Origin of the sequence: Streptomyces sp. NBC_01549 (assembly GCF_026339955.1) — a bacterium.
GTDB lineage: Bacteria > Actinomycetota > Actinomycetes > Streptomycetales > Streptomycetaceae > Streptomyces.
The window spans coordinates 447,478-472,425 of record NZ_JAPEPW010000002.1; the positions used below are offsets into that span (position 1 = coordinate 447,478).

A 24,948-nucleotide genomic window follows, 5' to 3' on the forward strand; every position below is an offset into this window, starting at 1 on the left:
TTCTACGAGCGTGCTGCTCCCAGATCTCTGGAGATCGCCCGTGCGGCCTCGCGGAGCAGGGTGATCAGGTTCGGCCGAGGACGGCCGTGACTGTCGCAGATTCTCTCGATCGGGCCGGAGAGGCCGATGGCACCCACCACGAGGCCGCCGTGCCCCCGGATCGGCGAGGCGATGGCGGCTTCGCCCATGCTCATTTCCTGGACCTCCGCGGCCCAGCCCAGTTCCCGGATCCCGGCGAGTGACCGGGTGAGTTTCTCGGGGACGACCACAGTGTGCCGGGTGTACGCCTCCAGCCCGGCTTCCGAAGCCGACTCGAGGGACGCGGTGCCGAACGCCAGCAGAACCTTGCCCAGCGAGGAGGCGTGCAGAGGCAGCAGTGAGCCCACGTCCAGCGTCTGGAGCGTGTCGTCCGGCCGAAACACATGGTGGATCACCAGGACCTGACCCTCGAAGGGGGTGCCGAGGCGGACCGCCTCACCGCTGCGGGCGGCCAGGGCATCGGCCCAGTTGATGGAGCGCGACCGCAGCTCGTTCACGTCGAGATAGCTGGTGCCCAGGTGCAGCAGCGCGGCACCGAGCTGGTACTTTCCGGTCCCCGCGTCCTGCTCCACGAAATCCACGTGCTGCAGGGTGCGCAGAATGCCGTGGGCCGTGCCCTTCGCCAGCCCGAGCGAGGCCGCCACCTCGCCGAGCCCGAGTCGACGGGGCCCACCGGCGAGCAGGCGCAAGATCGCCGCCGCCCGTTCGATCGACTGGACTGGGCCGGCCATGAGGCGAGCCTAGTACCGCCACGGGGGGTTCGCTTCACATGCAGGCCGCCGCCGGTTCACGACCCGGCGGGGGTGAGCGTTCGGTAATGGCGACCGCCATTCATTGACCGGCCACCACTTCGCTTCCTAACGTGCACTGAGGCCCGGCACCGCGCGCTGAGGCCCGGCAACCGGCCGGCAGCGCTCACCGGAGGAGAACAGATGGCGGCACAGCTCAATACGATGCTTCGGGAGGCGGTCGAACACGTCGGTCCGTTGCCGCACGTCGCCGAGGCCGTATCGGCCGTACGCCGACGTGTGAAGGTGGTCCTCGCCGACTGGAAGCTGTCCCCCGAGATCGCCGAGGACTCCCTCCTGGTGGTCTCGGAGCTGCTCACCAACGCGATCGTCCACGCCCTGCCCCCGGCGGAGCTGCGGCTGTCATGGGTACGGAACGACGGGCTCAGCACGCTGCGCGTCGAAGTCACCGACGCCGGATCCGCGCTTCCGGCCGGACAGTCGCCCCCAGGAATCGATCCGGACGAGCACGGCCGGGGCCAGGAGATCGTCCACGCACTGGCGACTCGGCACGGCATACGTGTCCATTCCGGCGGAATCACCCGGTGGGCCGAACTCGTCGCGGCGTGAGATCCGCCGGCGGATGCCGCGACAGGTAGTCCCTGCGCGACTCGTCGTCCAGCCCCCTGAGCACACACTTGCCCGGCGCCGTCGCATGCCCCGCGTCCTCGAACCCACCCATGGATCCACCCGCGGCGCCCGCACGCAGCCGGCCGGTCATCCGTGCCGGCGCAGGTCGTGGAAGAAGTCCTCGACGACGTGGAGCTCCCCGGAGCGGGCCGTCTCGTCGTAGACGTATTTGCCGACGGCGAGGTCGAGTACTCCTAGGCCGAAGGGCGAGAACACCAGGGGCCGGTCGGTGGGGGGTGTCACGCGTCCGGTCATGACGTCGGCGAGTGTGCCGTGCAGGAAGTCGCGGTTGCCAGTGAGCTGCTCGGCCAGGTGCGGGGAGGTGTCGGCCTTGAGGCAGTGGTCGACGTCGTCGACGATGTTGGCCGAGGCGAGGATGATCTCGGGTGCGAGGTCACGCAGGGACACGTGCAGGACCAGCGGGTTGTGGCCGAACCAGGCCGGGTCGCTGATGTGTGGCTCGTCGGCGATGGTCGCGAAGACGACGAGGTCGCTGGAGCGGATGACTGCCTCGGAACTCTCGTGCACGGTGATCTGTCCGGCGGCGCCGGTCTGTCGGACGTGGCCACGGAATCCGGCGGCGCTGTCGTCGGACAGATCATGGACGCCGATCTCGTCGAACGACCAGCCCACGGCGGTCAGGAAGGTGTGGATGTAGCGGGCGATCAGGCCCGTCCCGATGAATCCGATGCGGGTGGGGCGGCGCCGGTTGCGGGTGAGGTGGTCGGCGGCCAGCGCCGCGGATGCGGCCGTTCTGGTGGCGCTGATGATGGAGCTTTCCAGACAGGCGAAGGGGTAGCCCGTGTCGTGGTCGTTGAGGATGAGGACCGCGGAGGCCCTGGGGATACCGGCCTGGACGTTGTCGGGAAAGCTGGAGATCCATTTGAGGCCGTCCACCCGCGCGGGCCCGCCGATCGAGGCGGGCAGCGCGATGATCCGGGCGGAGGGCCGGTCGGGGAAGCGCAGGAAGTAGGACGGCGGGTTGACCGACTCGCCGGCGGCGTGCAGGTGATAGGTGGCCTCGACGAGGTCCACGACCTGCTTCTCCCGGTCCTGCAGGGCCTGCTGGACCTGGGCGCCGGAGATCACCGCGAACGGTGGCACGATGTGCGGCTGGGACATGACGGACTCCATGGCGTGGGAACGGTCGGTGGTCATCCGGCGCTCACCTCGCCGGTCGGCGGGCACTCGGCCAGGCGCAGCGGCTCGGCCATGGCGACGAGCACCTCGCGTGGTCCCTGGAAGGCCTCTCTGCTGTGCGCGGTGCGCACATTGTCGACGAGCATGAGGTCGCCGGCCTGCCACGGCTCGCGGGTGGTGCGGGCGGTGTAGGTGTCGTTGAGGAGCTGGACGATGTCCGGGCCTATCGGGTCGCCGCCTCCGAAGCGGGTGTTGAACGGCAGTCCTTCGGCGCCGTAGACGTCGATGAGGTATTCGCGGATCTCGGGTTCGATCGTCCATTCGTTGAGGAAGGCGATCTGGTTGAACCAGCAGCGGCGGCCGGTGACCGGGTGGACCGTCACGGCGGGGCGGCGCTGTCGGGTACGCAGGCCCCCGTCGGGTTGCCAGGCGAACTCGATGGCGTGGGTGCGGCAGTAGTCCTCGATGGCGGTCCGGTCGTCGGTGCCGAAGGCCTCGGCGTACGGGGCGCCGATCTCGTCGTTGTAGGTGCGGGTGAGCAGCCAGCCCTCCTGTTCGAAGCGGTGCACCAGCTCGGTGGGCAGTGCCTCGAGGACGGCGGACGCGTCGGCGACGGCGGTGGCTCCACCGGTGGTGGGTGCGGTCAGGCAGGCGAACAGCATCAGGCCCGGCGGCCGGAGGGTGTAGCTGAGTTCGTGGTGCATGCACATCGGCTGGTTCGACGGCCATGTCGAGGAGGAGTACACGCCCGGGGTGTGGGTCCGGCGCGGGGCGAAGGCTTCCTTGTCGGTCATCAGGGCCGGGGCCAGGCGGTGGAGGACTGCGCCGGCGTGCTCCGCGTCGCGCAGCCGCAGGCCGCGGATGAGGACCGCGCCGTGTTCGGTGACGAGGGTGCGCAGTGCCTGCCGGTGTTCGGTCGCCCAGGCAGGGGCGTCGTCGGGGGTGTCGGTGTGCAGAATCGGGGGTCCGTCGGGGTGCAGGTCCACCTCCGGCAGGGGCGCCGGGGTCGCGTACGGCATGGTGCTTTTCCTTTCGGTGTTGGTCAGGCGGAGGTCAGGGGTGGGGTCGCGTGATGCTCGGGTCCGTTGTCGACCAGAGCGGCGAGATCGGTGAGGACCGGGTGTGCGGTCACGTCCTTGAGGGACACGGCGCGGTCCAGGGCGATGGCGAGCTTCACCGCCGAGAGGGAGGTACCGCCGCGGTCGAAGAAGTGGTCGCGGCGTCCGATCCGGTCCTGCGGTACGCCCAAAACCTTCGCCCATGCGGCCGCCAGGCGCTGCTCGGTCGGTGTGGCCGGCGGCTGGTGGTCGTCCTCGGTGCCGGCGAGTTCCTCGGCGAGCGCCGCCAGTGCCTTCTTGTCGATCTTGCTGTTGGCGGTCAGCGGCAGGCTTTCGCGCCAGTGGAAGGCCGCGGGGACCATGTACTCGGGGAGTGAGGCACCCAGTCGATCGGTGAGGGTCCCGGTGTCGAGGGGCTTGGGCCCGGAGTAGAACGCGACCAGGTGCTTGCTCTGGTCGGCGCGTTCGACCGTCACCACCGCGCCGTCGCGGACGCCGGGGAGACGGAGCAGGGTGTTCTCGATCTCCCCGATCTCGATCCGGAACCCCCGGATCTTGACCTGGGCATCGCGGCGGCCGAGGAATTCCAGCTTTCCCGAAGGGTGCCAGCGGCCGTAGTCGCCGCCGAGGTAGAGCCGCGTGCCTTCGCGGTGCGGATCGACCAGGTAGGCCGCCCGGGTGAGTTCGGGGTCGTTGATGTATCCGCGGCCGACGCATACCCCGGAGAACGCGATCACGCCCGGGGCGCCCAGAGGCACCGGAGTGAGGTGTTCGTCGACGACGTAGACGCGTACGTTGTTGACCGCGCGGCCGAGCAGGACGCGGTCCGGCGCCCGGTCCATGACCTCGTGGTTGGTGTCGTCGGAGGTCTCGGTGAGCCCGTAGGCGTTGACGAGACCGATCCTGGGCTTGGCGGTGAACCAGCGTTCGGCGAGCTCCTTCTTCAGCGCCTCGCCCGTGACCGACACGTAGCGCAGGTCGGGCAGCGTGCGGGGGCGCTGTTCGAGCTCGGTCAGGACGGCCTCGAGGTAGAAGGGCACCACTTGTAGGACGGTGACCTTGCCGTCGATGAGGGTGTCGAGGAAGCGGGGTACGTCGAGGATGACGTCCTGTTCGACCAGCAGGGTCCGCCCACCGACCAGCAGCGCGCAGACCAGCTGCCACAGGGAGATGTCGAAGCACTGTGGCGCGGTCTGGGCGACCACGTGTCCCTCGCCGATCTGGAGGTCGTCGATCTTGGCGTAGAGGTGGTTGAGCATGCCCGCGTGCTCGCACATCGCGCCCTTCGGTTCACCGGTGGAGCCGGAGGTGAAGTAGATGTAGGCGAGTTGGCCGGGCGTGACGGGGATGCCGAGATCATCTTCGGCGTGGTCTTCCCCGTAGGCCGTGTCGACGAGGAGTCGCTCGGTTCCAGGAAGGAAGTCGAGGGCCTGGTCGAGGGTGGTGGTGCTGCCGGGTTCGGTCAGGACCAGTGCGCATGCGGCGCGGGAGAGGGTGGTGGCGATACGTTCGGCCGGGAAGTGCGGCTCGATGGGGAGGTAGGCGCCTCCGGCTTTGAAGACCGCGATGACGGCGGCCAGCCAGTCCAGGTTGCGCTCGGTCACCACCGCGACGACGCCTTCTCGATCGAGTCCGCGGGCTACCAGGGCGCGGGCCAGCCGGTTGGCCCGGGCGTTGAGTTCTCCGTAGGTCCACTGCCGGTCGGCGTGCACGGCGGCGACAGCGTCCGGATGGGTCCGCACCCGGTCCTCGAACAGCTCGTGCATCCGCGCATCGGGCAACATCCGTACCGGCCCAGCCAATTGATCGAGCTGGAACCGCAACTCGTCGGCGGACAGCAGGCTCTGGTGTGCGTGCTGGGCATCGAGGTCGGTGGTGATCAGTGCGAGCGCGGTCAGATGGTAGCCGGCGATGCGGGCGGCACTGTCGGCGTCGAGGGCGTCGGTGCGGTAGCGCAGCCGCAGTACGAGCCGACCGTCGTGGTGACGGATGCCCACCCGCAGTGCGGTGTCCTCGGCGAGGTCTCCGTCGACTGCGGCGTGATCGAGAACGGTCTCGAACAACGGCCCGGCCAGGCCCAGTTCGCGCCTGAGAACGTCGACGTCCTCGGCCGGGACATCCTGGTGTGCCAGCAGTTCGGCGGCGACCTGATGGGTGTTGTGCAGCAACTCGCGCCAGGAGGCCGGTGCGGTGGTGAGCCGGCACGGGAGCGGGCTGCCGCCGCGGGCGGCGTAGCCGGTGGTGATCTCCTGTTCTCCGGACAGTGCCGCAAGCACCTTGGCGTGCGCGGCCAGCAGGAACGAGTCGAGCGGTACCGTCAGCTCCGCCGCCAGTCGGCGCAGCCCGGTCACGGTGTCGTCGGGGACCGGCGTCTCGTACTCCGCCACGCCGGGCACCGGCTGAAGCGTCCAGCGTGGGGCGGGGGTGAAGCCGCCGGCTGTCAGCACGCCGCGCCAGTACTCGCGGCCGCTGCGGGTGGGACTCACATGCGTTGCCATCGGGTCTTTCCTCTGCTTGGTGCCGGTGTCGTGGTGTCAGTTGCCGGGTGCCGGGGCGGCCTGGGCGACGTGGAGTTCTCGACCGGCCTCGAACTGGGTCTTGTGGTCCGGCATTTCCCGGGCCGGGTTGCCTCCCCACTGGGCTCGCGAGGGGATTTCCTCGCCCTTCATGAGGAAGGAGTCGGGGGCCAGTGAGGCGCCGTCGGCGATCGTCACTCCGTAGTGGACGAAGGCGCCGACCCCGAGGGTGCAGCCGCTGCCGAGGGCGCTGCGGTCGGACTTGAAGGCGCCGTCCTCCTGCGAGTGGCACTGGACCACGGTCCCGGCGTTCAGCGTGCTGTCGTCGCCGATGGTGACGAGGGTGCGCTCCGGGAAGAAGCAGCCGTCGTCGAAGACCCGCTTGCCGATCCGGGCCCCCAGCAGCCGCCAGATCACGTTCTTGAACGGGGTGCCGTCGAAGGCCTGGATGTAGTGGACCGAGGCCATCTTCCAGAAGCGCTCGTGGCGCCAGAAGGAGGATTCGTAGATCGAGCAGTACAGCGGCTGCTGGGGCTTGAAGCCGGTGGAGGCCCGTTCGACGAGCGCGAAGTGGACGACGGTGTACGTGAGGGTGAGGACGCTCGCCAGCGCGATCGCCAGTGCGCCGAACGAGGGGTAGAGGTCGACCGCGCCCATGGTGATGAGGGTGATCACGAAGAAGTGGATCAACCGCGCCAGCAGGTACAGGCCGGCGGTCGCCGCGTTGTGCCTGTTCTTGGCGGCCAGGCGGCGGCGCAGCTCGTCGCCGGTCTCGAGGTGGTTGAACCGGTTGTCGCGCATCACCGTGCGCGGGATCTCGAAGCTGGGGGAGCCCAGCAGGCCCACACCTTCGCGTACGGGTCCGTCGATGGGGACCATGACCTTCGTCGCGAGCAGGCAGTTGTCTCCGGTCCTTCCCTGCGCGGGGTATGCGATGCGGTTTCCGAGGAAGTTGCGGGGCCCGATCGACGTGCGCGACACGCGGAAGGACGTGCTGGAGAAGTCGGCGTTCATGATGGACAGTCCGTCGGCGATCATGGTGCCGGTGCCGACCGAGCTCAGGTACGGGTTCTCCTGCTGCACCTCGGTGCCGAAGTTCGACCCGGTCTGCTCGACGCCGGACAGGTCGTATCCGAGGTAGCGCAGGTAGTGGACGATGCCGGAACTGTCGCCGAAGAGCGTGTTCAAGGACTTCCTGTTGGTCATCACCGCGATCGCCCGCTGGATGCCGTAGTGGAAGCCGTACAGCGGATAGACCTTGCCCGGTTCGATCGCCCGGCTCAGGACGCGCGGCACGGTGCCCACCACGAGGAGACCGGCGAGCAGTGAGCCGAAGAGGACGAGCACGGCGGCGATCAAGGCATCGACATAGAAGGCCGGGCTGGTCATCGGCTGGGGGTTCAGGACCGTCTGAAGCTGCGGAAGTCCGGCGATCAGGGCATTCACGCCGCCCAGCGCCAGCGGCAGGTACACCGCCATCAGGCTCACCAGCTGCACGACGCCGTACGCGGTCCTCTTGGCGGTGGGGCAGTCGGCGGGGCCGACCGTCCGGTAGTCCACCTCGGTCGGCTGCGCCGGCGAGCCGTGCCGGCGTTCGCCGGCGGGTACCGCTTGGCCGGTGTGCAGGGAGGAGGCGTGGCCCAGCTGGGCGCCGTCGCCCATCGCGGTCTCGATGTCGAGGACCGTGTGCTCGCTGACCAGCACATCGCTGCCGAGGGTGACCGGGCCGGTCTGGATCACGCCGGCGTGGGCGCGGTAGCAGGACAGCATTACGTCCTTACGGACGATCGTACCGTCACCGATGGTGAGCAGGTCGGTGCAGACCGGGATCGTGTGGGAGAGGATCGTGACGCCCTTGCCGATCCGTGCGCCGAGCGCCCTGAGGTAGAGGACGTAGAGCGGTGAACCGGCGAACAGCCGCACGGGGCTGGTGCGGATCAGGGTCTTGACGACCCAGAAACGCAGATAGGCCATGCCCCACAGGGGGAACTCCCCGGACCGCCAGCGGCCGACGAGCGTCCACTTCGCCACGACGGGGAAGGCACACAGGCCGAGGAAGCCCGCGCCGGCGAGCAGGACGGACCGCAGGTAGAGGTCGAACAGACCCGATCCCGCGGAGATCCACTCGTGGGCTTCCTCGACGGCCAGCGCGACGAGGAAGGAATAGCCCAGGAAGATCAGGAACTGCAGCGTGCCGCAGACGAGGTAGCGCCGTGTACGAGCAGCCGCCGTCGCCTCCGCCCACACCGTCTCCTCGGCCGATGCCTGTACGTCGATCGGTGTCTGCGCCGGTGCCGACGCCGGAGCCTCCGCGGACGGGGACGGGACGGGGGCGGGGGCTGGGGCGGGCAAGGCATCGGCGAGCGCGGCGGACAGGCTCCGGATGGTGGGGTACCGGTAGATGTCCTTCATCGACACCGTCGGCAGGTCCCCCTGCTTCCTGACCCGCGCACAGAACTGGGCCATCACCAAGGAATCGGCGCCCAGGTCGTTGAAGAAGTGGCTGTCGGCCGGCACCTGCTCGACGCGCACGACGCCGGCCAGCACCTCGGCCAGACGCCTCTCGGTGTCGGTCCCCGGGTCGGCGTCCCCGCCGTCCTGGAGGGTCGAGATGTCAGCCGGATCGGCCGTCAAGACCTCCACGGATTTCTCTAGCACGTGAGCTCCTCGATGACGTTTCGTTCAGCGGCGGTAGGTGCGGACGGATTCGTGGTGTCCGCCTCTCCAGTAGGCCCGGCCGGGGAGTTCCTGTCCTGCCCCTGAATTTCGGGGCTTGACGCAGTACACCGGCCTTGATAGCCCGCCCATTTTGCCGGTCATCGCCCTGCGATCCCTTGCTTTCCGTGCGCGTCGCCCGACTTACGACCGCATCTCACAGGCGCCCGTTCGATCCGAGGGGAAAACACCCGGGAATTGCACTGAACGTCGCCGCCTCGTCCAGCGGTGTCCGGGTGGGAAGCGGATACCTGAGTGGGGCAGGCCATGAGGGCTGGCAGCCCCCTTCCTCCATCCCGGGGTACGGCCCGCCCATGCGTGCTGTTTCACCCCTGGAACGGCCACTTATGCGCGAAGAGAGCGCATGTCAAGCCCCGAATTTCGGTGGCATGACAAGGCTGCCCGGATTCGGGCGTACTGGAGGAGTTCCGACGAGTCGCAACTCGCCACACCGAATTCCTCCCGGGCCGCACCCAGACGGATCAACGGCCGGAAGGCAGTCCCCTCACCACTGTCAAGGAGCCGACCATGCCCGTCATATCCGTCCCCCAGGACTTCAACGAGGACGACCTCTTCGTCGACCTTGAGGGAATCTTCGGGCAATCACTGTTCCTCAAGTGCGAGGGCTTCAATTTCGCCGGATCGATCAAACTCAAGGCCGCCACCGAAATGGTCGAAGCCGCCGAACGCGACGGCCTGCTGACGCCCGACTCGGTTCTGGTCGAGTCGTCCTCGGGCAACCTGGGCGTGGCCCTGAGCATGATCGCGGCCGCCAAGGGCTACCGGTTCCTGTGTGTGACCGACTCCCGCTGCAACCTGGCGACCAGGCTGATGATGGAATCCCTGGGAAGCCAGGTCCACCTCATCACCGAGCCCGACCCCGTCAGCGGCTTCCTCGGCGCACGCATCGACCACGTCCGCGCGCTGTGTGCCTCCGACGACCGCTATGTGTGGCTCAACCAGTACACCAACCCCGGCAACAGCATGGCCCACTACCGCAGGACCGCGCCGGCCATCGCCCGGCAGTTCCCGGAACTGGATGTGCTGTTCGTCGGCGCCGGCACCACCGGAACCCTGATGGGCTGCGCGCGCTACTTCCGCCAGTGGCACCGCCCGGTGCGCATCGTGGCCGTCGACAGCGTGGGATCGGTGACGTTCGGGGGCGCCGCCGGCCGACGGATGATTCCCGGCCTGGGCGCGAGCAGGCGGCCGCCGCTCCTGGACGAGTCCTATGTGGACGACGTGGTGCGCGTGGCGGAGACCGACACCATCCGGACCTGTCACCGACTGGCCAGGCGCGGGTTCCTGTTCGGGGGGTCCACCGGCACCGTGGTCAGCGGCGCGATGGACTGGCTGGGCCGGGAAAAGGGACGGGGGTTGACCGCGGTGGCCATCGCCCCGGATCTGGGTGAGCGGTATCTGGAGACCATCTACCAGACCAACTGGGTGCAGGACCTGTACAGCGAGGACGTCCTCGACTCCAAGACGCTGACCACCGCACCCTAAGGGCTGTCCCGTAATCCCCGGCGGGCGCACGACGACAGCTACAGCACCTCGCCGCGTTGTCGGATCGCCCGAATACGCCCGGTATGAGGACGACCCTCCGCCTTGCGATGCACCGCATCTGACGCCGCGCGCTGATCCACCGGGGATTACGGGACAGCCCTTAGCCGTCCGGCGGATCATGCCGCAGACGCGGAGCTTGGCACGCCCGTCTGTGCTCATGAGAGACCGTCGCTTCCCTCCGACGTGATCCGCCGGAGCGGCCCTACTCGTCGGCGCGGCCGCCGCGAGCGACGGCGGTCAGGGGCAGGACCGCTTGGTGTTGTTCTCGACGGTGGTACGCGCGGCTTCGGCGAGGTCGGTGAACTGACCGGCGAGGGAGGCAAGGGCCTCGGGCTTGAGCCGGTAGTAGACGAACCGGCCGCAGGGCTCCGTCTCCACGATCCCGGACTCCCGCAGCACCTTCAGGTGGTTGGAGAGATTGGTCTGCTTGGCACCCGTCTCCTCGATCAGGTGCGTGGTGCAGAGCGTCTCCCGGGCGAGAAGGGTCACGATCCGGAGCCTGAGCGGGTCGGCCAGGACCCGTATCAGATCAGCATCGGCTGACGTCAGCATGGACTGATACTGTCACATCACTCGACCTCGATTCTTCCGAGGGCTGGCGGCGGCAGTGTGAGCGGCTGACTGCCTGATATGTCCCGTGCCGTGTCGGGACTGGCCGTCGCGTGACGCTGCGGGGCGTCGGGTTCCACGGGCCCGAGGGTGGTGCGGTCCTCTCGTTGTTGTCGGGTGGTGGCCGGCCGTCAGGTGAGGGCCGGAAGCTGGTGAGCGCGCTGCCAGGCGGTGGCGAACGCTGCCCCCCAGGGCCAGGTGCGGTCGAGGTGCAGGGTGCGCCGGCGGGCGTGGGAGGTGAGCCGGGCGGGCAGGTGGTACAGCTTCCTGCGGATCGTCTCCGGTTCGGCGGCGGCGAGTGCGGGCTCGTCGTGCAGGAGGAGGAGCCGGGTCCAGGCGTCGAGGTCGGCGGCGAGCGTGGCGGCCAGCACCCAGGCCATGTTGAGCTGCCAGGACTTCGAGGGCAGCAGCCCGAGGCCGACCCGCTTGATCGCTTTGACACGGTCCTCGACCTCGGCGTGATCACGGTAGAGGGCGTCGACGAACCACACCTGCCCGGAGCCCGGGGCCCCGGAGAGCCCTTGGCGGGCGGGGATGTTCGTGGCGACGATCTGGTAGCGCCAGCCGGTGCGCTTCTCGAACGCGGTCAGCTTCTTCGTATCCCGCCGCGAGGGCTTGACCCGGCGCACGATCAGCCGCATCCCGGCCGGCCAGCCGGTCAGGTCACGGACCCCGGTCAGCTCGGCGACCTGGTAGGACACCCATTCCCCATCGGGTCCCTTGATCTCGTGGAGTTGGCCGTCCTGCCGCAGTGCGGCCGTCCACACGTTCTCGGGCAGCAGCGCGATGGCCCGCTCGTCCGTGGCGTTGATGGCCCAGCCGGTCACCCAGCGCACCCGGCGCCGGCTGGTGGTCAGACTCTGGAGATGGTCCAGGACCTCGTGGCTGAAGGCCGCGCCGTCGATCCGCACCAGCAGCTTCGACCACAGCGGGAGCGGGAGCTGCCGAAACGCCGAGGCCAGGACGCTCTTGTGGTCGGCGACATCGTTCGGTGGCGCGTTGCCGGGCCGCAGCAGCATGGCGACGCACTCACGGGTGTTGGCCACCCACGCCCCCAGCGGCATGTGACCGAAGGTCCCCTTGAAGGTGCCCGCCGCGCCTTCCTTGCGGCTGGTGCAGGTCACGATGGTCGCATCCAGGTCCAGGACGTACCAGCCGGTCAGCTCCCGGCCGCACACCGAGATCCAGGGGAAACCGCCGGGCCGCAGGGCGAGCAGCGTCCACACCACGCGGCGTATCGCGGCACGGGCGCGTTCCACCCTGGCCGCGACCGGGGCGTCGATCGCGGCCAGGGCGCGGCGCAGGGTGCTGTCCGAAACCGGGCGCGGGAACACCGCACGCCAGTGGTACTGGAGTTGCTCGGCCTCCAGGACGTTCGTCGCGCCGAGCACGATCGCACAGGCCAGCTGGACCAGCGCCATGCCCCGGTCCCGCCAGCCCGGCCCGGTGCCCTTCGGCAACGCCGCACTCAGCGCGGCGGCCAGGCCGACGCGGTCGGCGACCTTCCGCAGCAGCACCACGCCCGCGTGGCCGATCAGGTTCTTGCCGTCGGCCCGCACGGCAAGCCGGTGATCCCATTCGGTAACCTGCACCTGTTGGGTGCCTCTTCTCCGCGACGTTCTTGATCTCAGCAGTCAGATCATCGCAGGTGGGAGGCACCCTTCTTCTGCCGGGACGTCAGATCACTTTCATAGCTGAATACATGAGGTCGAGGCTGATACGAGTTCCGGGCGGCGCCGACCAGGGTTCACTCCCTTCCGGCCGGCACTCACCCCCGTACGGCTGTTGACCGCGAAAGAAGTACCGATGTCTGCCACTCCACTCGCCTCCGTGCTGTTCGTCTGTGTGCACAACGCCGGACGTTCACAGATGGCCGCGGGCTTCCTTTCGCAGCTCGCGGGCGACCGGATCGAGGTCCGCTCGGCCGGCTCGATCCCGGGCGAGCGGGTCAACCCGGCCGCGGTCGAGGCCATGCTGGAGGTCGGCGTCGACATCGCCGCCCAGAAGCCGAAGATCCTCACCACCGAGGCCGTCCAGGCGTCCGACTATGTGATCACCATGGGCTGCGGCGACGCCTGCCCCGTCTTCCCTGGCAAGAAGTACCTCGACTGGGCCCTGGAGGACCCGGCAGGCAAGGGTGTGGAGTCCGTGCGCCCCATCCGGGACGAGATCAGGGCCCGCATCGAGGTTCTTGTCAGCGAGATCGATGCCACGCAGGGGCCGGGGGCGTGAGGTCGCTCTTCCTGCGCCCGGGTTCGAATCGGCTGTGGCCACGCCTTGTCCGGGCGGGACGTAGTGTTCACGGTTGGTGAGGGGACGCGCACGCAGTGGACCGGAAGTCCCGTCGCATCGGTGACGGGGCCGTCGGAGCATGGGGAGACGACTTCGATCGGGTCCGGCATGGAGGAAACAGAGACCAGGGGAGGCGGTTGGATGCGGCAGGCCGGTGTACTTGACGTCGGGTGCCACAGCGCTCTGCTCACGGTGGTGCGATCGCGGCCGGGCACGGTGATGGAGCCGGTGTTCTCCCACAAGGTGCGTCTGCGACTGCACGAGACGCTCGACCGGAAGGGTCGACTCGACGAGGCCGGGGTGGAGAGCGTCGAGCGCGCCGTGGCCCAGGCGGTCGCCTCCGACCCTCGACTGCGCGAAACCGACATGTTCGCTTTCGCCACCTCCGTCATCCGGGACGCACCCAACCGCGACGAGGTCATCCGGCGTGTGGCCAGGCGAACGGGTACCCGACTGAGCGTGCTGGACGGCGAAGAAGAAGCGCGGCTCGCCTATGTGGCGGCCCGTCAGTGGGCGGGCCCGACGGCCGGGCGGCTGCTGGTCCTCGACGTCGGAGGCGGCACCGTGGAGATCGCCTCGGGTACCGGAGACCAGCCGCACAGCGTCCACTCCCTGCCCCTGGGCGCCCGCAGAATCACCCGTGACTGGCTGCCCGGCGGCATCGCCCCGTCCAAACAGGGGCTCAACGAGATCCGTCGGTATCTGCGTCGAAAGCTGGAAGCCGTCCCCGACCTGCCTCGGGCGGAACCGGGGACACGCGTGCTGGCCTGCTCCAAGACGTTCGAGCAGCTCGCCCGGCTCGCCGCCGCCAGAGGCAAGGCACACCGCTCGCAACGGAAGCTGGGCCTGCCCCAGTTGCGTGCGTGCGTCCCTGTACTGGCGGCCGCGAATCCGGCCCGCCGCGCCAAGCTCCCGGGCATCTCCCGGCACCGTGCCGAACAGTCCCTGGCCGGAGCCCTGGTGGCCGAGGCCCTCATGGAAGCCTGCGAGGCCAAGGCGGTCGAGGTGTGCCCTTGGTCCACTCGTGAAGGCCTGCTGCTCGAGCACCTCGCCACCCTCCACGACACGCCCGATCACCCGCGCTCGGCATGAGCAGCGCGGCCGACCGTGCGGGTTTCCCTCACAAGAGGGGGACAGACGCAACGGCCCCGATCACCATGGCGATCGGGGCCGTAGTCGTGTCGGGGCCGCCGACGGACGGCAGGTTGGGGGGCTAACGGGCTGGCGGGGGCTTCAGGACGCTTCCTCGTCGCCGTCAGTGGCAGGGAAAGCCGAGCAGGTGGCGGGCGTCGTGGACCCACTCGTGGACGTTCTCGCCGGACACGAGGGAGGTGGCGCCCTGCTCGGCGCCGACGAAGTAGAGCAGGACCAGCATCAGGATGCCGAAGAAGACCGCCCAGGGGACGATCGCGGCGATCGGCAGCTTGGCCGGTACGGCGGTGGGGGTGGTGGCCGACTGAACAGCGGACTGTGCCAAGGCAGAACCTCCTGGGGAACTCGCGTCCCGTCTCGGTGGTGCACAGGACGACTGGCGCGGGTCTGACTTACCCGGTTCTCAGGCCGCCAAGAGGAGGCATGGGCACTCGGTTTACAGTGGCGCGACCGTGCCGGAATCTCACCGGCTTCCGCCGACCGTCGTCGATGTCGACGAGAACGTACCGCGAAGCGGAGGCGCGGCCAAGAGCGCACAAGGTGGCGGGGAATGCGCCCTGCTCTGCGCGGGCTGCGAACTCCCCGGACGGACAGAGAAGTCGGACACGAGAGTGGGCGAATGACCAGCCGAGTGATGATGATCTCACCCGCGATCAGTGCGGCGCTGCGGGAGGCACGCTTCGACGACGGAAGCCCGCTCGACGCGACCGGCGCCGCGCGGGCGCGATCAGCCGCCGGCTCCCTCAGGGCAGCCGAACGGATATTCGTCTCCCCCACCCCGCGATGCCGGGAGACCGCCTCGGCGTTGGGGTTCGACGACACTGTCGAGACCGCGCCGACGGGACTCGATGTGGGCGGTTGGCAGGGCCGTACGCTGGCCGACGTCAGCGCCGAAGCCCCGGACGCCGTCGCGCTCTGGCTGGCCGACCCCACGGCCGCCCCACACGGGGGCGAGTCGGTGCTCCGCCTCTGCGAGCGGGTCACGGTCTGGCTGGATGAGGTCGCGCAGCTCTCGGGCCGGACCGTCGCCGTGGTCGAGCCGGAAGTCGTACGAGCCGCGACCGTGCGGGCCCTCGGAGCACCGGAGTCCGCATTCTGGCGGATCGACGTACCGCCACTGAACGCCATCGAGTTCAGCGGGCGTGCCGGACGCTGGAACGTGACGTTCGGAAGACCGCTCGGCCACGACAAAGGCACCACTCACTGAGCAGGCGCCGACCGCGGGCATTCCGACGACGGGAATTTGACGACAGGGCCTAGCCGATGAGGGTCTCCTTCGGGCGGACCACGCAGAACTCGTTCCCCTCCGGATCGGCGAACACGGTCCACGACTCACTGCCGCTCTGCCCTACGTCCGCCCGGCGGGCGCCCAGTGCGAGGATGCGTTCTATCTCGGTCTCCCGGTCCTCGGCGGCGGACGTCAGATCGAGGTGCAGGCGGTTCTTCACGACCTTTCGGTCCGTCACCGGCATGAAGCAGATGCCCACCGGCGCGGTCTCGTTCGGCCCGATCACCACCTCCCGCTCCCGCTCGGACAGAATCCGCCAGCCCAGTACCTCGGCCCAGAACCGGGCCAGGGCAGGCAGGTCGTGCGCGTCGATGACGATGTGATGCAGCGAGACAGGCATACCGGTCAGTGTGCCCTGCGAACGCCTGGTCGGCTGCTCCCTGCTTCGTCGCCGCCGAGGCCCGGAGCGAGACCGGCGGCGGCCGTCTCGTGCGGGGCCGAGCGCCACCCTGCCGGCCTGCCTGTTCCAAGCGGTCGTCCTGCTCGCCGATGTAAACAACGCCGAGCGCGGCAAGGGGGCTGGGCGCCGCGGCCGCGTCGTCGCGGGCCGCCGTGCGAGGGCCGCCGTGCGAGGGCGGGGGCTTCGCTCCTCGGCCGAGCCGCGCGCCGCCTCGACGCCCACGCCATCCGCCCCGCCGTGGATGCGCCGAACCCCCTCCCGGAACGCTCAGCTGGACTCGCGGACGATCAGTCGGCAGGGGACGGTGTGCACCCCCGGCGCCGGGTCGGCGTCGATGGCTTCGAGGAGTCGCAGGGCGGCGATCCGGCCGATCTCGGCGAGGTCCATGTCGATCGTGGTGAGGGGCGGCCTGCTGGCCAGGGCCATCGTGTCCCAGTTGTCGTAACCGACGACCGCGATGTCACCGGGCACGTCGACCCCCCGCTCGCGCAGCGCGTCCGCCACGCCCCGGGCGATCTGGTCGTTGCCGCAGAAGAAGGCGTCCGTGTCCGGTGCCGTGCGCAGCACCGCGTCGGCGGCGCGGCGCCCCCAAGCCTCGCTCCACTCCCCGTGGTGGACCCGCCCGGTCGCGAGTTCGAGGGAGGCCCGCTCCAGATGCTCCACCGCGTGCCGGGCCCGGTCGCGGGCGGCCGCGTGGTGTACCGGGCCGGTGATGTGCGCGATGCGCGTGCGTCCCGTGGCCAGCAGGTGCTCGACTGCCAGTACAGCCCCGCCCCGGTCGTCGGAGACCACCGAGGTGTCGGCCGGGTCGGAGGACGGCGAGAGCGCGTAGACGATGGGGACGGCCTCGATGCCGTTCAGGGGTGGGCGGGGGTCCGTACGGCGGCCGGTGACGATGATGCCGTCCACGCGGCGGTCCATGAGGTTGCGCAAGTGATGCTGTTCCCGGATCGCGTCGCCGCGGGTGTCGCACAGCAGCACGGAGATCTTGCCGGCCCCGAGCGCGTCCTCGGCGCCGAGCAGTACGGGGGTGCTGAAGCGGCCGATGCCGTCGGTCGTCATCAGCCCGACCGTCCAGCTCCGCCCGGTGTGCAGGCTCTGCGCGTGCTGGTTGGGCCGGAACCCGAGTGTGTCCACGGCGTCGAGGACCCGCTGGCGGGTTTCGGGGCGCATCCGCCCGCCGCCGTTCAGCGCCTTCGACGCCGTACCCACGCTGACGCCCGCCAGGGCGGCGACGTCGGCGAGCTTCGCCGGGCCGGCGGAGCGGGAATCTGGAGCAGCGGTCACGAGCAAACCTTTTCCTGGATGGCAACGACCCGTCCATCGTCGCAGCCTCCCCTGGGTGAGTACCAGCCACCGGGCAACAGAAAAATCTCTTGCCGTGACCCTTGACCCGACTACCCCTCTGCCCTCTACTTCTCGGCAGGAAAAACGATTGCTCAAACGAGTTCCGAGAACCTCCCGCCTTTCGTGCACGGGGGCCGTCGCGCCCCGTCCCGCATGCCGATCCCCTCCCCGCCACCACCTCCCCGGAGAACCATGCCCCGCACAGACTCCGCCCTGCCCTCCCCCACCGGCCTCTCGGCTTCCCCCGCGCAGGGCGCCGCCCCCGCGGGCCCGGTTCGCCTCGGCCCGGACGCCCAGGCCGCGCTGCGTCCCGCCGCCGCAGAGGTGCGTACCGGCTTCTGGCACGATCGCCGTGAGGTCAACGCGCGCACCTCGATCCCGCAGGGCCCCGCTCTGCTGGAGTCCGCGGGAAACCTGCACAACCTGCGTCTGGCGGCGGGCACGGCACAGGGCGAGTTCCAGGGCGTGTACCCCTTCGTCGACACCGACGTCTACAAGTGGCTGGAGGCCGCCGCCTGGCAGCTCGCCCAGAGCGGGCCGTCGGCCGACGGTGCGGACAGCAGCCCCGACCTGCGTCAACTAGCCGCCGACGTGGAGCGGATCATCGCCCTGGTCGCCGACGCGCAACAGTCCGACGGCTACCTCAACACCTGGTTCCAGGTCCGCCGGAACGGCGAGCGCTACCAGGACCTGCGCTGGGGCCACGAGTTGTACTGCGCGGGCCATCTGATCCAGGCGGCGGTGGCCCATCACCGGGCGACCGGGCGCGATGAACTCCTCGCTGTGGCACGCCGTTTCGCCGACCACATCGACTCCGTCTTCGGCCTTCCCGGCACCGGCCGGCCGATCGACGGCGTCGACGGCCACCCCGAGGTGGAGACCGCCCTGGTCGAGCTGTACCGGGAGACCGGTGAGCGCCGCTATCTGGATCTCGCCGGCTACTTCGTCGACCGTTACGGCCACGACCTGCTCGGCGGCGAGGCGTACTGCCAGGACCGCGTGCCGCTGCGCGAGGCGGTCACCGTCGAAGGGCACGCCGTGCGCCAGTTGTATCTGCTGGGGGGCGCGACGGACCTGGCCACCGAGACGGGCGACGCCGAACTGCGCTCCGCCGCCGAGCGGTTGTGGCGGGCGATGACCACGACCAAGACCCATCTGACCGGTGGTCTCGGGGCGCACCACGACAAGGAGGACTTCGGCGACCCCTTCGAGCTGCCCAACGAACGTGCCTACTGCGAGACCTGCGCCGCCATCGCCTCGATCCAGTGGTGCTGGCGCATGGCCCTGCTCACCGGCGAGGCCCGCTACAGCGACCTGATCGAGCGCACCCTCTACAACGGGTTCCTCGCCGGTGTCTCGCTGGACGGCGAGAGCTGGTTGTACGTCAATCCGCTCCAGGTCCGCGACGGCCACACGGACCTGGGTGGCGACCAGTCGGCCCGCCGCACCCGCTGGTTCCGCTGCGCCTGCTGCCCCCCGAACGTGATGCGACTGCTGGCCGGACTCGAACACTACCTGTCCTCGACCGACGCCGGGGGCCAGGGCCTGCAGATCCACCAGTACGTCAGCGGCCACTACCGGGGTGACCTCGCCGGCACGCCCGTCACCGTGGCCGCCGAGACCGACTACCCCTGGCACGGCGCGGTGTCCCTGACCGTCGAGGAGACCCCGCGGGAGCGGCCCTGGACGCTGTCCCTGCGCATCCCGCAGTGGTGCCACGAGTACCGCGTCCGGTGCGGCAACCGGACGTACGACCAGACCGACGCCCCCGTCACCGACGGCTGGCTGCGCCTGGAACGCACCTGGGCGCCGGGCGACCGGGTCGTCCTCGAACTCGGCCTGGAGCCCCGCCTCACCGCGGCCGACCCCCGGGTGGACGCGGTCCGCGGCTGTGTGGCGATCGAGCGGGGCCCGCTCGTGTACTGCCTGGAGCAGGTCGACCACCCAGGGGGCGGTCTGGACGACGTCGTCATCGACACGGCGCACCCGCTCGTCGTGAAGCAGCGGCCGGATCTGCTCGGCGGTGTGACCACCGTGGTCGCCACGGGGCATCGGCGCTCGGTCCCGGACGTCGGCTGGTGGCCCTACCGCTCCGCCGACGCCGCCCCTGACAGCTTGCCCTCGGGCGCGCTCGTCGAGCTCACCGCGATCCCCTACTACGCCTGGGCCAACCGGCGGGACGGCAGCATGCGCGTCTGGCTGCCCACCTCCTGACTCCGGCCCCCTGCGCACCCCGTCACCCCCGTCACCCCGCATGACACTCATGACAACGAGGTCACCGCAATGCGAAACACCCGCAGAACCCTCCTCGCCGCCTGTGTCGCCGTCGGCACCCTCGCCTCCGTCACGGCCTGCGGGGGCGGTGGTTCGGGTTCCTCCGCCTCCTCCGGCAAGTCGGCGACGTACACCTTCTGGGACCCGTACCCGCAGTTCGACACCTCCTCGGACTGGGGCAAGCGTGTCGCCCAGTGCGGTACCGCGGCGGGCGTCAAGATCAAGCGCACTGGCTACGACACCACCGACCTGGGCAACAAGGCGCTGCTGGCCGCCCAGCAGGGCAACGCGCCCGACGTGATGCTCGTGGACAATCCGGTCGTCTCCACACTGGTGGAGGCGGGGATCCTCAACAAGACGAGCGACCTCGGTCTGGACACGTCCGCGATCCAGAAGAACATCATCGGCGCGGGCACCATCGACGGCGCCTCCTACGGTGTACCGATCGGCGCCAACACGCTGGCCCTCTACTACAACCAGAAGATCCTGACAGCCGCCCATGTCGACCCCGCCTCCATCAAGGACTGGGCGTCACTCACGGCCGCCCTGAAGAAGGTCAAGTCGGCCGGGAAGAAGGGCATCACCTTCTCGGCGATCGGCACGGAGGAGGGCAGCTTCCAGTTCCTGCCGTGGTTCTGGGGCGCGGGCGGCGACCTCACCCACCTCGACTCGCCGAAGAGCGTGGCCGCGCTGTCGCTGTGGAAGCAGTGGGTCGACGAAGGTCTCGCGCCCAAGGACGTCCTGAACAACACCCAGACCACCAGTTGGCAGGAGTTCGCCACCGGCGACTACGCCTTCGGTGAGAACGGCACCTGGCAGCTCGCCAACGCGGAGAAGGCCGGGTTCCCGTACGGGGTCGTCAGCATTCCCGGGCAGAACGGCGGTTCGGCGCCGGTGCCGACCGGTGGCGAGTTCGTCACCGTGCCCGTGCAGCAGGACGCCGCGCGCTACGCCATCAGCAAGAAGATCGTCACCTGTCTGACCAGCTCCGAGAGCCTGCTGACCAGCGACACCGCCCTGACGTACGTCGCGCCCACCGCGGCGGTCCAGGCCCAGCAGGTCAAGGCGAACCCGAAGCTCAAGCCGTGGGTGGAGGCCGTGGCCGCCGCGCGTGGCCGTACCAGTGGCGGCCTGGGCACCAAGTACCCCACCATCTCTCAGCCGATGTGGACCGCCGTGCAGGCGGCCCTGTCCGGTGGCAAGAGCCCCGAGGCGGCTCTCGACGCCGCGCAGACGGTGGCCGGCAAGAGCAAGGGCTGACGCGGCCGGCCAGCACGAGGGCCGACTGCGCGCGGCGCCGCAGGCCGCGTCCCGGACACCGCCACCCGCATCCAGGAGTTCGCATGACCATCGCCCGAGTCGACCGCCGTCCCAAGCGGTTCCCGGCCCTGTCCGGAGCGCCGGGCGGCGCCGGGCGGCGTGACGTGCCGCCACGCCGTCGACGCGGCAGGGACCGGCTGACCGCGCTGGGCTTCCTCGCCCCGCTCGTGGCCTACCTCGCCGCCTTCTATCTCTATCCGCTCTACCGCAACCTCGATCTGAGCCTGCGTGACTACACGGTCCGCTCGTTCGTGGCGGGCGACGCGCCGTTCTCGGGCTGGGACAACTTCTCCCAGGTGCTGAACGACCCGACCTTCGGGCCCGCGCTGCGCAACACGATGGTGTTCACGTTCGTGTCAATCGTGCTCCAGTACGCGGCCGGGCTGGCGCTCGCGGTCTTCTTCAACCGGCACTTCCGTCTCGCCACCACCCTGCGGGCGCTGTTCCTCATCCCGTGGCTGCTGCCGCTGATCGTGTCGGCGTCGACCTGGTCCTGGATGCTGAACAGCGAGTCGGGCGTGGTCAATTACGTCCTCCACCTGGTCGGCGTCTCGCCCGTCGACTGGCTGACCTCGCCGCACTGGGCGCTCGCCTCGGTCGTCATCGCCAACGTCTGGATCGGTATCCCCTTCAACCTGGTCATCCTCTACAGCGGTCTGCAGAACATCCCCGGGGAGCTGTACGAGGCCGCCTCGCTGGACGGGGCGAGCGGCCGGCAGCAGTTCCGCCGCATCACCTTCCCTCTCCTGCGGCCGGTCTCCGCGATCACTCTGCTGCTCGGCCTGGTCTACACGCTCAAGGTGTTCGACCTGATCTGGATCATGACCAAGGGAGGTCCCGGAGACTCCTCCTCGACGTTGGCGACCTGGTCGTACCAGCTCGCGTTCGGCACCCTGCTCCCGCACTTCGGCCCCGGTGCCGCCGTCGGCAACATCCTCATCCTCATCGCCCTCGTCTTCGGCCTGCTGTACATCCGCGTCCAGAGGAGGCAGGAAGCGTGAAGTCCCGTACGAGCTCCCGCCGTTACACCGCCGTCGGACTTCTGCTGACCGGGATCATGCTGTTCCCGGTGTACTGGATGCTGAACGTGTCCCTCACCCCGCAGCAGGACATGCGCAAGTCTCCGCCCGACCTGCTCCCGCTGCACCCCACGTTCGAGGGCTACCGGGCCGTGCTGCACGACCAGATGCCCTACCTCGGCACCAGTCTGCTCATCGGCCTCGGCACCGTCGCCGCCACCCTCGTCCTCGCCGCACCGGCCGGCTACTCACTGGCCAAACTCCGCCCCCGCGGTGGCGGCGTCATGGGCCTCGCCCTCCTCGTCGCCCAGATGATCCCCGGCATCGTCATGGCGATGGGCTTCTACGGGATCTTCCTCAACCTCGGCCTGCTGAACTCCTGGTGGGGTCTGATCATCGCGGACTCCACCATCGCCGTGCCGTTCGGCGTCATGATCTTCACGGCGTTCATGTCGGGCATCCCCGACGAGCTCACCGCCGCCGCGCGCATCGACGGCGCGGGCACCTGGCGCACCTTCTGGTCCGTCGTCCTGCCGGTGAGCCGCAACGCCGTGGTCACCGTCTCGCTGTTCAGCTTCCTGTGGGCCTGGTCCGACTTCGTCTTCGCCAACACCCTCGACGGCGGCGGCGATCTTCGCCCGATCACCCTCGGCATCTACCGCTACATCGGCAACAACAACCAGGAATGGAACGCGATCATGGCCACCGCCGTCGTCGCGTCCGTACCCGCCGCCGTCCTGCTCGTCCTCGCGCAGCGGTACGTGGCCGCCGGGGTCACCGCGGGCGCGGTCAAGGACTGACCGGGACGTCAGCCCCCCCCATCCACCTCCTCATCCGTCAGGAGAGCCGCCACCCATGCCTGTTCCGAGATCTCAGTCACGCACGCCCAGAAGACCGTTCGACCGTACGGCCGCCGCCGTTGTGGCGACGGTCCTGGCCACCGCCGCGACCGCCCTCACGGGCACGCCCGCCCAGGCGGCCCCCACCGCGTCCACGACCCTGGTCGTCAACGCCGCCCAGACCCTGCGGTCCGTCACCCATGTCGCCACGGGCAGCCTCTACGGCCTCGCCGACGCGAGCACCCCGGCCGACAGCCTCGTCCAGCCGCTCAAGCCGAACACCTTCGTCCAGATGGCACCCGGCGGCCACCAGTTGCCCAACGGTGAGCCCAGCCCCGCCGGAGACTCCCTGGTCGTCGCCCCCAAGGCCGCCAGAGCCGGTGCGAAGGTCGTCGTCCGGATGCCCGACTGGTACCCCGACTTCCCCTACAAGTGGGTGAGTTGGAGCGACTGGCTGTCCGCCGTCGACACCCAGGTCGCCTCGGTCAAGTCCGCCGGCGCCGGCAACATCAGCGCGTACGAGCTGTGGAACGAGCCCGACTGGACCTGGGACACCGCCAACGCCGGTGCCTTCGACACGGGTTGGGCACGTACATACAAGGAAGTGCGCGCCAAGGACGCCGCCACTCCCATCCAGGGACCCAGCTTCTCGGCGTGGAATCAGATCTGGATGAGCCAGTTCCTCACCGACGCCAAGGCCAGTGGCACCGTCCCGGACGTCATCGCCTGGCACGAGCTCCAGGGCAGCAAGGACATCGCGGCACACGTATCCGCCTACCGGGCCCTGGAGAGCGGCCTCGGCATCAACCCGCGGCCGATCTCCATCGAGGAGTACGCGACACCGAGTGAGATGGGGATACCCGGCGCCCTCGTCGGCTACGTCGCCAAGTTCGAACGGGCGGGCGTCCACGACGCGGAACTCGCCTTCTGGAACCACTACGGAACCCTTGGCGACACCCTGACCGACACCGGTGGATCGCCCAACGGCTCCTACTGGCTCTACAAGTGGTACGGCGACATGTCCGGGAACATGCTCACCACCACTCCCCCAGCGCAGACCGGCATCGACGGCGCCGCCTCGCTCACCGGTGACGGCCGGCAGATCAGCGTGATCTTCGGCGGGGGCACCGGTTCGACGGCTGTCACCGTCAACGGACTCGGCTCTCTTTCCGCCTTCGGCGGCACGGCGCACGTGAAGCTGGAGTACACCCCGTCCAAGGGCCGCACCACGGCCGTCTCCGCCCCGCACACCATCTCCGAGAGCGACTACCCGGTCAGCAACGGCTCCCTCACCGTCCCCGTCGCGATGAACGCGTCCGACGGCTACCACCTGGTCGTCACGCCCAGCGGGACGTCCACCTCGCTGGCCGGGCGCTATCAGATCACCAACAGGAACAGCGGGCTCGCGCTGGACACACAGAGCGCGGGCACCGCGCAGGGCACCGCCGTCGTCCAGGCAACCTTGACCACCGGCACCGACCAGAACTGGACGATGGTGTCGGCGGGTTCGGGCCTCTACAAGGTCGTGAACCAGGCCAGTGGTCTGCTGCTCGGCATCAACGGGATGAGCACCGGTGCCGGCGGAACGGCCCTGATCTGGGGCGACAACGGCACCGCCGACCACCTCTGGCAGCTGATCCCCACCGACAACGGCTTCTACAAGATCGCCAACTACCACAGTGGCCTCCTGCTCGGCGTCACCGACATGAGCACCTCCTCCGGCGCCCAAGTCCTCCAGTGGGACGACAACGGCACCGCCGACCACCTGTGGAAACTCACCTCGCGCTGAGGGCCCGGCCGAACGCTCCCGCGCCTGCCGCCGACCGCGGGGCGCGGGAGCGTCGCCCTCGCCGCCTTCGTCCCCCGTCAGCGGGCGACCGGCTCGGCAGCGCCGGTGGCCGGTGGTCCGGGCGAGCGGCCGACGAAGCCGTGTGCGTCGTACGGCTACGGAACGGC

At 69.5% G+C, this 24,948-nt stretch carries 20 protein-coding genes, 1 pseudogene and 1 riboswitch; of the genes and pseudogenes, 10 read left to right on the forward strand and 11 right to left on the reverse strand.

The genetic code is table 11. The annotated features are described in order from the left end of the window. Positions 1-2 precede the first annotated feature (2 nt). Complete coding sequence (locus tag OG819_RS36640; protein WP_266633553.1) at positions 3-770, reverse strand: IclR family transcriptional regulator; 768 nt, start codon at positions 768-770, stop codon at positions 3-5. Positions 771-971: 201 nt separating this feature from the next. On the opposite strand from OG819_RS36640, the gene OG819_RS36645 reads away from it, so the two are divergent. Beyond that, entirely contained in the window at positions 972-1,397 is a 426-nt protein-coding gene (locus OG819_RS36645; protein WP_266633551.1) for an ATP-binding protein, read from the forward strand. On the opposite strand, the pseudogene OG819_RS36650 reads toward OG819_RS36645, so the two are convergent. The 5 genes and pseudogenes from OG819_RS36650 to OG819_RS36670 all read right to left on the reverse strand — a co-directional run. Then, positions 1,381-1,529: pseudogene (locus tag OG819_RS36650) on the reverse strand (IclR family transcriptional regulator); the annotation flags it as partial. The gene OG819_RS36645 and the pseudogene OG819_RS36650 sit on opposite strands and share 17 nt — an antisense overlap. Positions 1,530-1,544: 15 nt before the next feature. Beyond that, positions 1,545-2,615, reverse strand: a complete 1,071-nt coding sequence (sbnB, locus tag OG819_RS36655; RefSeq protein ID WP_266653425.1) for a 2,3-diaminopropionate biosynthesis protein SbnB — start codon at positions 2,613-2,615, stop codon at positions 1,545-1,547. After that, positions 2,612-3,616, reverse strand: a complete 1,005-nt coding sequence (locus OG819_RS36660; RefSeq protein ID WP_266653426.1) for a TauD/TfdA family dioxygenase — start codon at positions 3,614-3,616, stop codon at positions 2,612-2,614. Before OG819_RS36660 ends, sbnB begins: the two co-directional genes overlap by 4 nt. A gap of 23 nt (positions 3,617-3,639) precedes the next feature. Further along, entirely contained in the window at positions 3,640-6,153 is a 2,514-nt protein-coding gene (locus OG819_RS36665; protein WP_266653427.1) for an amino acid adenylation domain-containing protein, read from the reverse strand. Positions 6,154-6,189: 36 nt separating this feature from the next. Beyond that, the gene (locus OG819_RS36670) at positions 6,190-8,829 is read right to left on the reverse strand and encodes a Pls/PosA family non-ribosomal peptide synthetase (RefSeq protein WP_323139397.1); all 2,640 of its coding nucleotides are present in this window, start codon (positions 8,827-8,829) and stop codon (positions 6,190-6,192) included. Between the two features lie 585 nt (positions 8,830-9,414). Between OG819_RS36670 and sbnA the strand changes: the two genes are divergently transcribed. Beyond that, positions 9,415-10,392 (forward strand): 2,3-diaminopropionate biosynthesis protein SbnA, encoded by a 978-nt coding sequence (gene sbnA / locus OG819_RS36675; RefSeq protein WP_266633543.1) that lies wholly within the window; start codon positions 9,415-9,417, stop codon positions 10,390-10,392. Between the two features lie 297 nt (positions 10,393-10,689). Here the strand turns inward: sbnA and OG819_RS36680 are convergent, their stop codons facing one another. Both OG819_RS36680 and OG819_RS36685 read right to left on the reverse strand, forming a co-directional pair. After that, positions 10,690-11,004: a helix-turn-helix transcriptional regulator gene (locus OG819_RS36680; protein ID WP_266424081.1), complete on the reverse strand. Its 315-nt coding sequence runs from the start codon at positions 11,002-11,004 to the stop codon at positions 10,690-10,692. Between the two features lie 188 nt (positions 11,005-11,192). Further along, positions 11,193-12,653 carry an IS1380 family transposase gene (locus OG819_RS36685; RefSeq protein ID WP_266648810.1) on the reverse strand — a complete coding sequence of 487 codons (1,461 nt, stop codon included), beginning with the start codon at positions 12,651-12,653 and terminating at the stop codon, positions 11,193-11,195. A 214-nt stretch (positions 12,654-12,867) separates the two neighbouring features. Between OG819_RS36685 and OG819_RS36690 the strand changes: the two genes are divergently transcribed. Then, positions 12,868-13,293, forward strand: coding sequence for an arsenate reductase ArsC (locus tag OG819_RS36690; protein WP_266633541.1), 426 nt, complete (start codon positions 12,868-12,870; stop codon positions 13,291-13,293). Between the two features lie 255 nt (positions 13,294-13,548). Continuing rightward, positions 13,549-14,445, forward strand: a complete 897-nt coding sequence (locus OG819_RS36695) for a hypothetical protein (protein ID WP_266633539.1) — start codon at positions 13,549-13,551, stop codon at positions 14,443-14,445. A gap of 163 nt (positions 14,446-14,608) precedes the next feature. Here the strand turns inward: OG819_RS36695 and OG819_RS36700 are convergent, their stop codons facing one another. After that, on the reverse strand, positions 14,609-14,830 hold the full coding sequence (locus OG819_RS36700) for a CbtB-domain containing protein (protein ID WP_266633537.1): 222 nt from the start codon (positions 14,828-14,830) through the stop codon (positions 14,609-14,611). 37 nt (positions 14,831-14,867) lie between these two features. Then, a riboswitch (cobalamin riboswitch) is annotated at positions 14,868-15,021 on the reverse strand. Positions 15,022-15,124: 103 nt separating this feature from the next. Here OG819_RS36700 and OG819_RS36705 point away from each other — a divergent pair. Further along, on the forward strand, positions 15,125-15,712 hold the full coding sequence (locus OG819_RS36705; protein WP_266633535.1) for a histidine phosphatase family protein: 588 nt from the start codon (positions 15,125-15,127) through the stop codon (positions 15,710-15,712). A 49-nt stretch (positions 15,713-15,761) separates the two neighbouring features. On the opposite strand, the gene OG819_RS36710 is transcribed toward OG819_RS36705, so the two are convergent. Beyond that, positions 15,762-16,133 (reverse strand): VOC family protein, encoded by a 372-nt coding sequence (locus OG819_RS36710; protein WP_266633533.1) that lies wholly within the window; start codon positions 16,131-16,133, stop codon positions 15,762-15,764. Between the two features lie 327 nt (positions 16,134-16,460). Continuing rightward, positions 16,461-17,480, reverse strand: a complete 1,020-nt coding sequence (locus OG819_RS36715) for a LacI family DNA-binding transcriptional regulator (protein ID WP_266633531.1) — start codon at positions 17,478-17,480, stop codon at positions 16,461-16,463. Positions 17,481-17,732: 252 nt separating this feature from the next. Between OG819_RS36715 and OG819_RS36720 the strand changes: the two genes are divergently transcribed. The 5 genes from OG819_RS36720 (at position 17,733) to OG819_RS36740 (ending at position 24,781) form a co-directional block, all read left to right on the forward strand. Further along, complete coding sequence (locus tag OG819_RS36720; RefSeq protein ID WP_266653428.1) at positions 17,733-19,754, forward strand: beta-L-arabinofuranosidase domain-containing protein; 2,022 nt, start codon at positions 17,733-17,735, stop codon at positions 19,752-19,754. A gap of 69 nt (positions 19,755-19,823) precedes the next feature. After that, the gene (locus OG819_RS36725) at positions 19,824-21,074 is read left to right on the forward strand and encodes an extracellular solute-binding protein (RefSeq protein ID WP_266633528.1); all 1,251 of its coding nucleotides are present in this window, start codon (positions 19,824-19,826) and stop codon (positions 21,072-21,074) included. Positions 21,075-21,157: 83 nt separating this feature from the next. Beyond that, the gene (locus OG819_RS36730) at positions 21,158-22,135 is read left to right on the forward strand and encodes a carbohydrate ABC transporter permease (protein WP_266633526.1); all 978 of its coding nucleotides are present in this window, start codon (positions 21,158-21,160) and stop codon (positions 22,133-22,135) included. After that, a complete protein-coding gene (locus OG819_RS36735; protein WP_266653429.1) occupies positions 22,132-22,953 on the forward strand; it encodes a carbohydrate ABC transporter permease in 822 nt (273 codons plus the stop codon). The genes OG819_RS36730 and OG819_RS36735 overlap by 4 nt, the downstream gene beginning before the upstream one ends. 55 nt (positions 22,954-23,008) lie before the next feature. Further along, the gene (locus OG819_RS36740) at positions 23,009-24,781 is read left to right on the forward strand and encodes an RICIN domain-containing protein (protein WP_266633524.1); all 1,773 of its coding nucleotides are present in this window, start codon (positions 23,009-23,011) and stop codon (positions 24,779-24,781) included. Positions 24,782-24,948 lie beyond the last annotated feature (167 nt).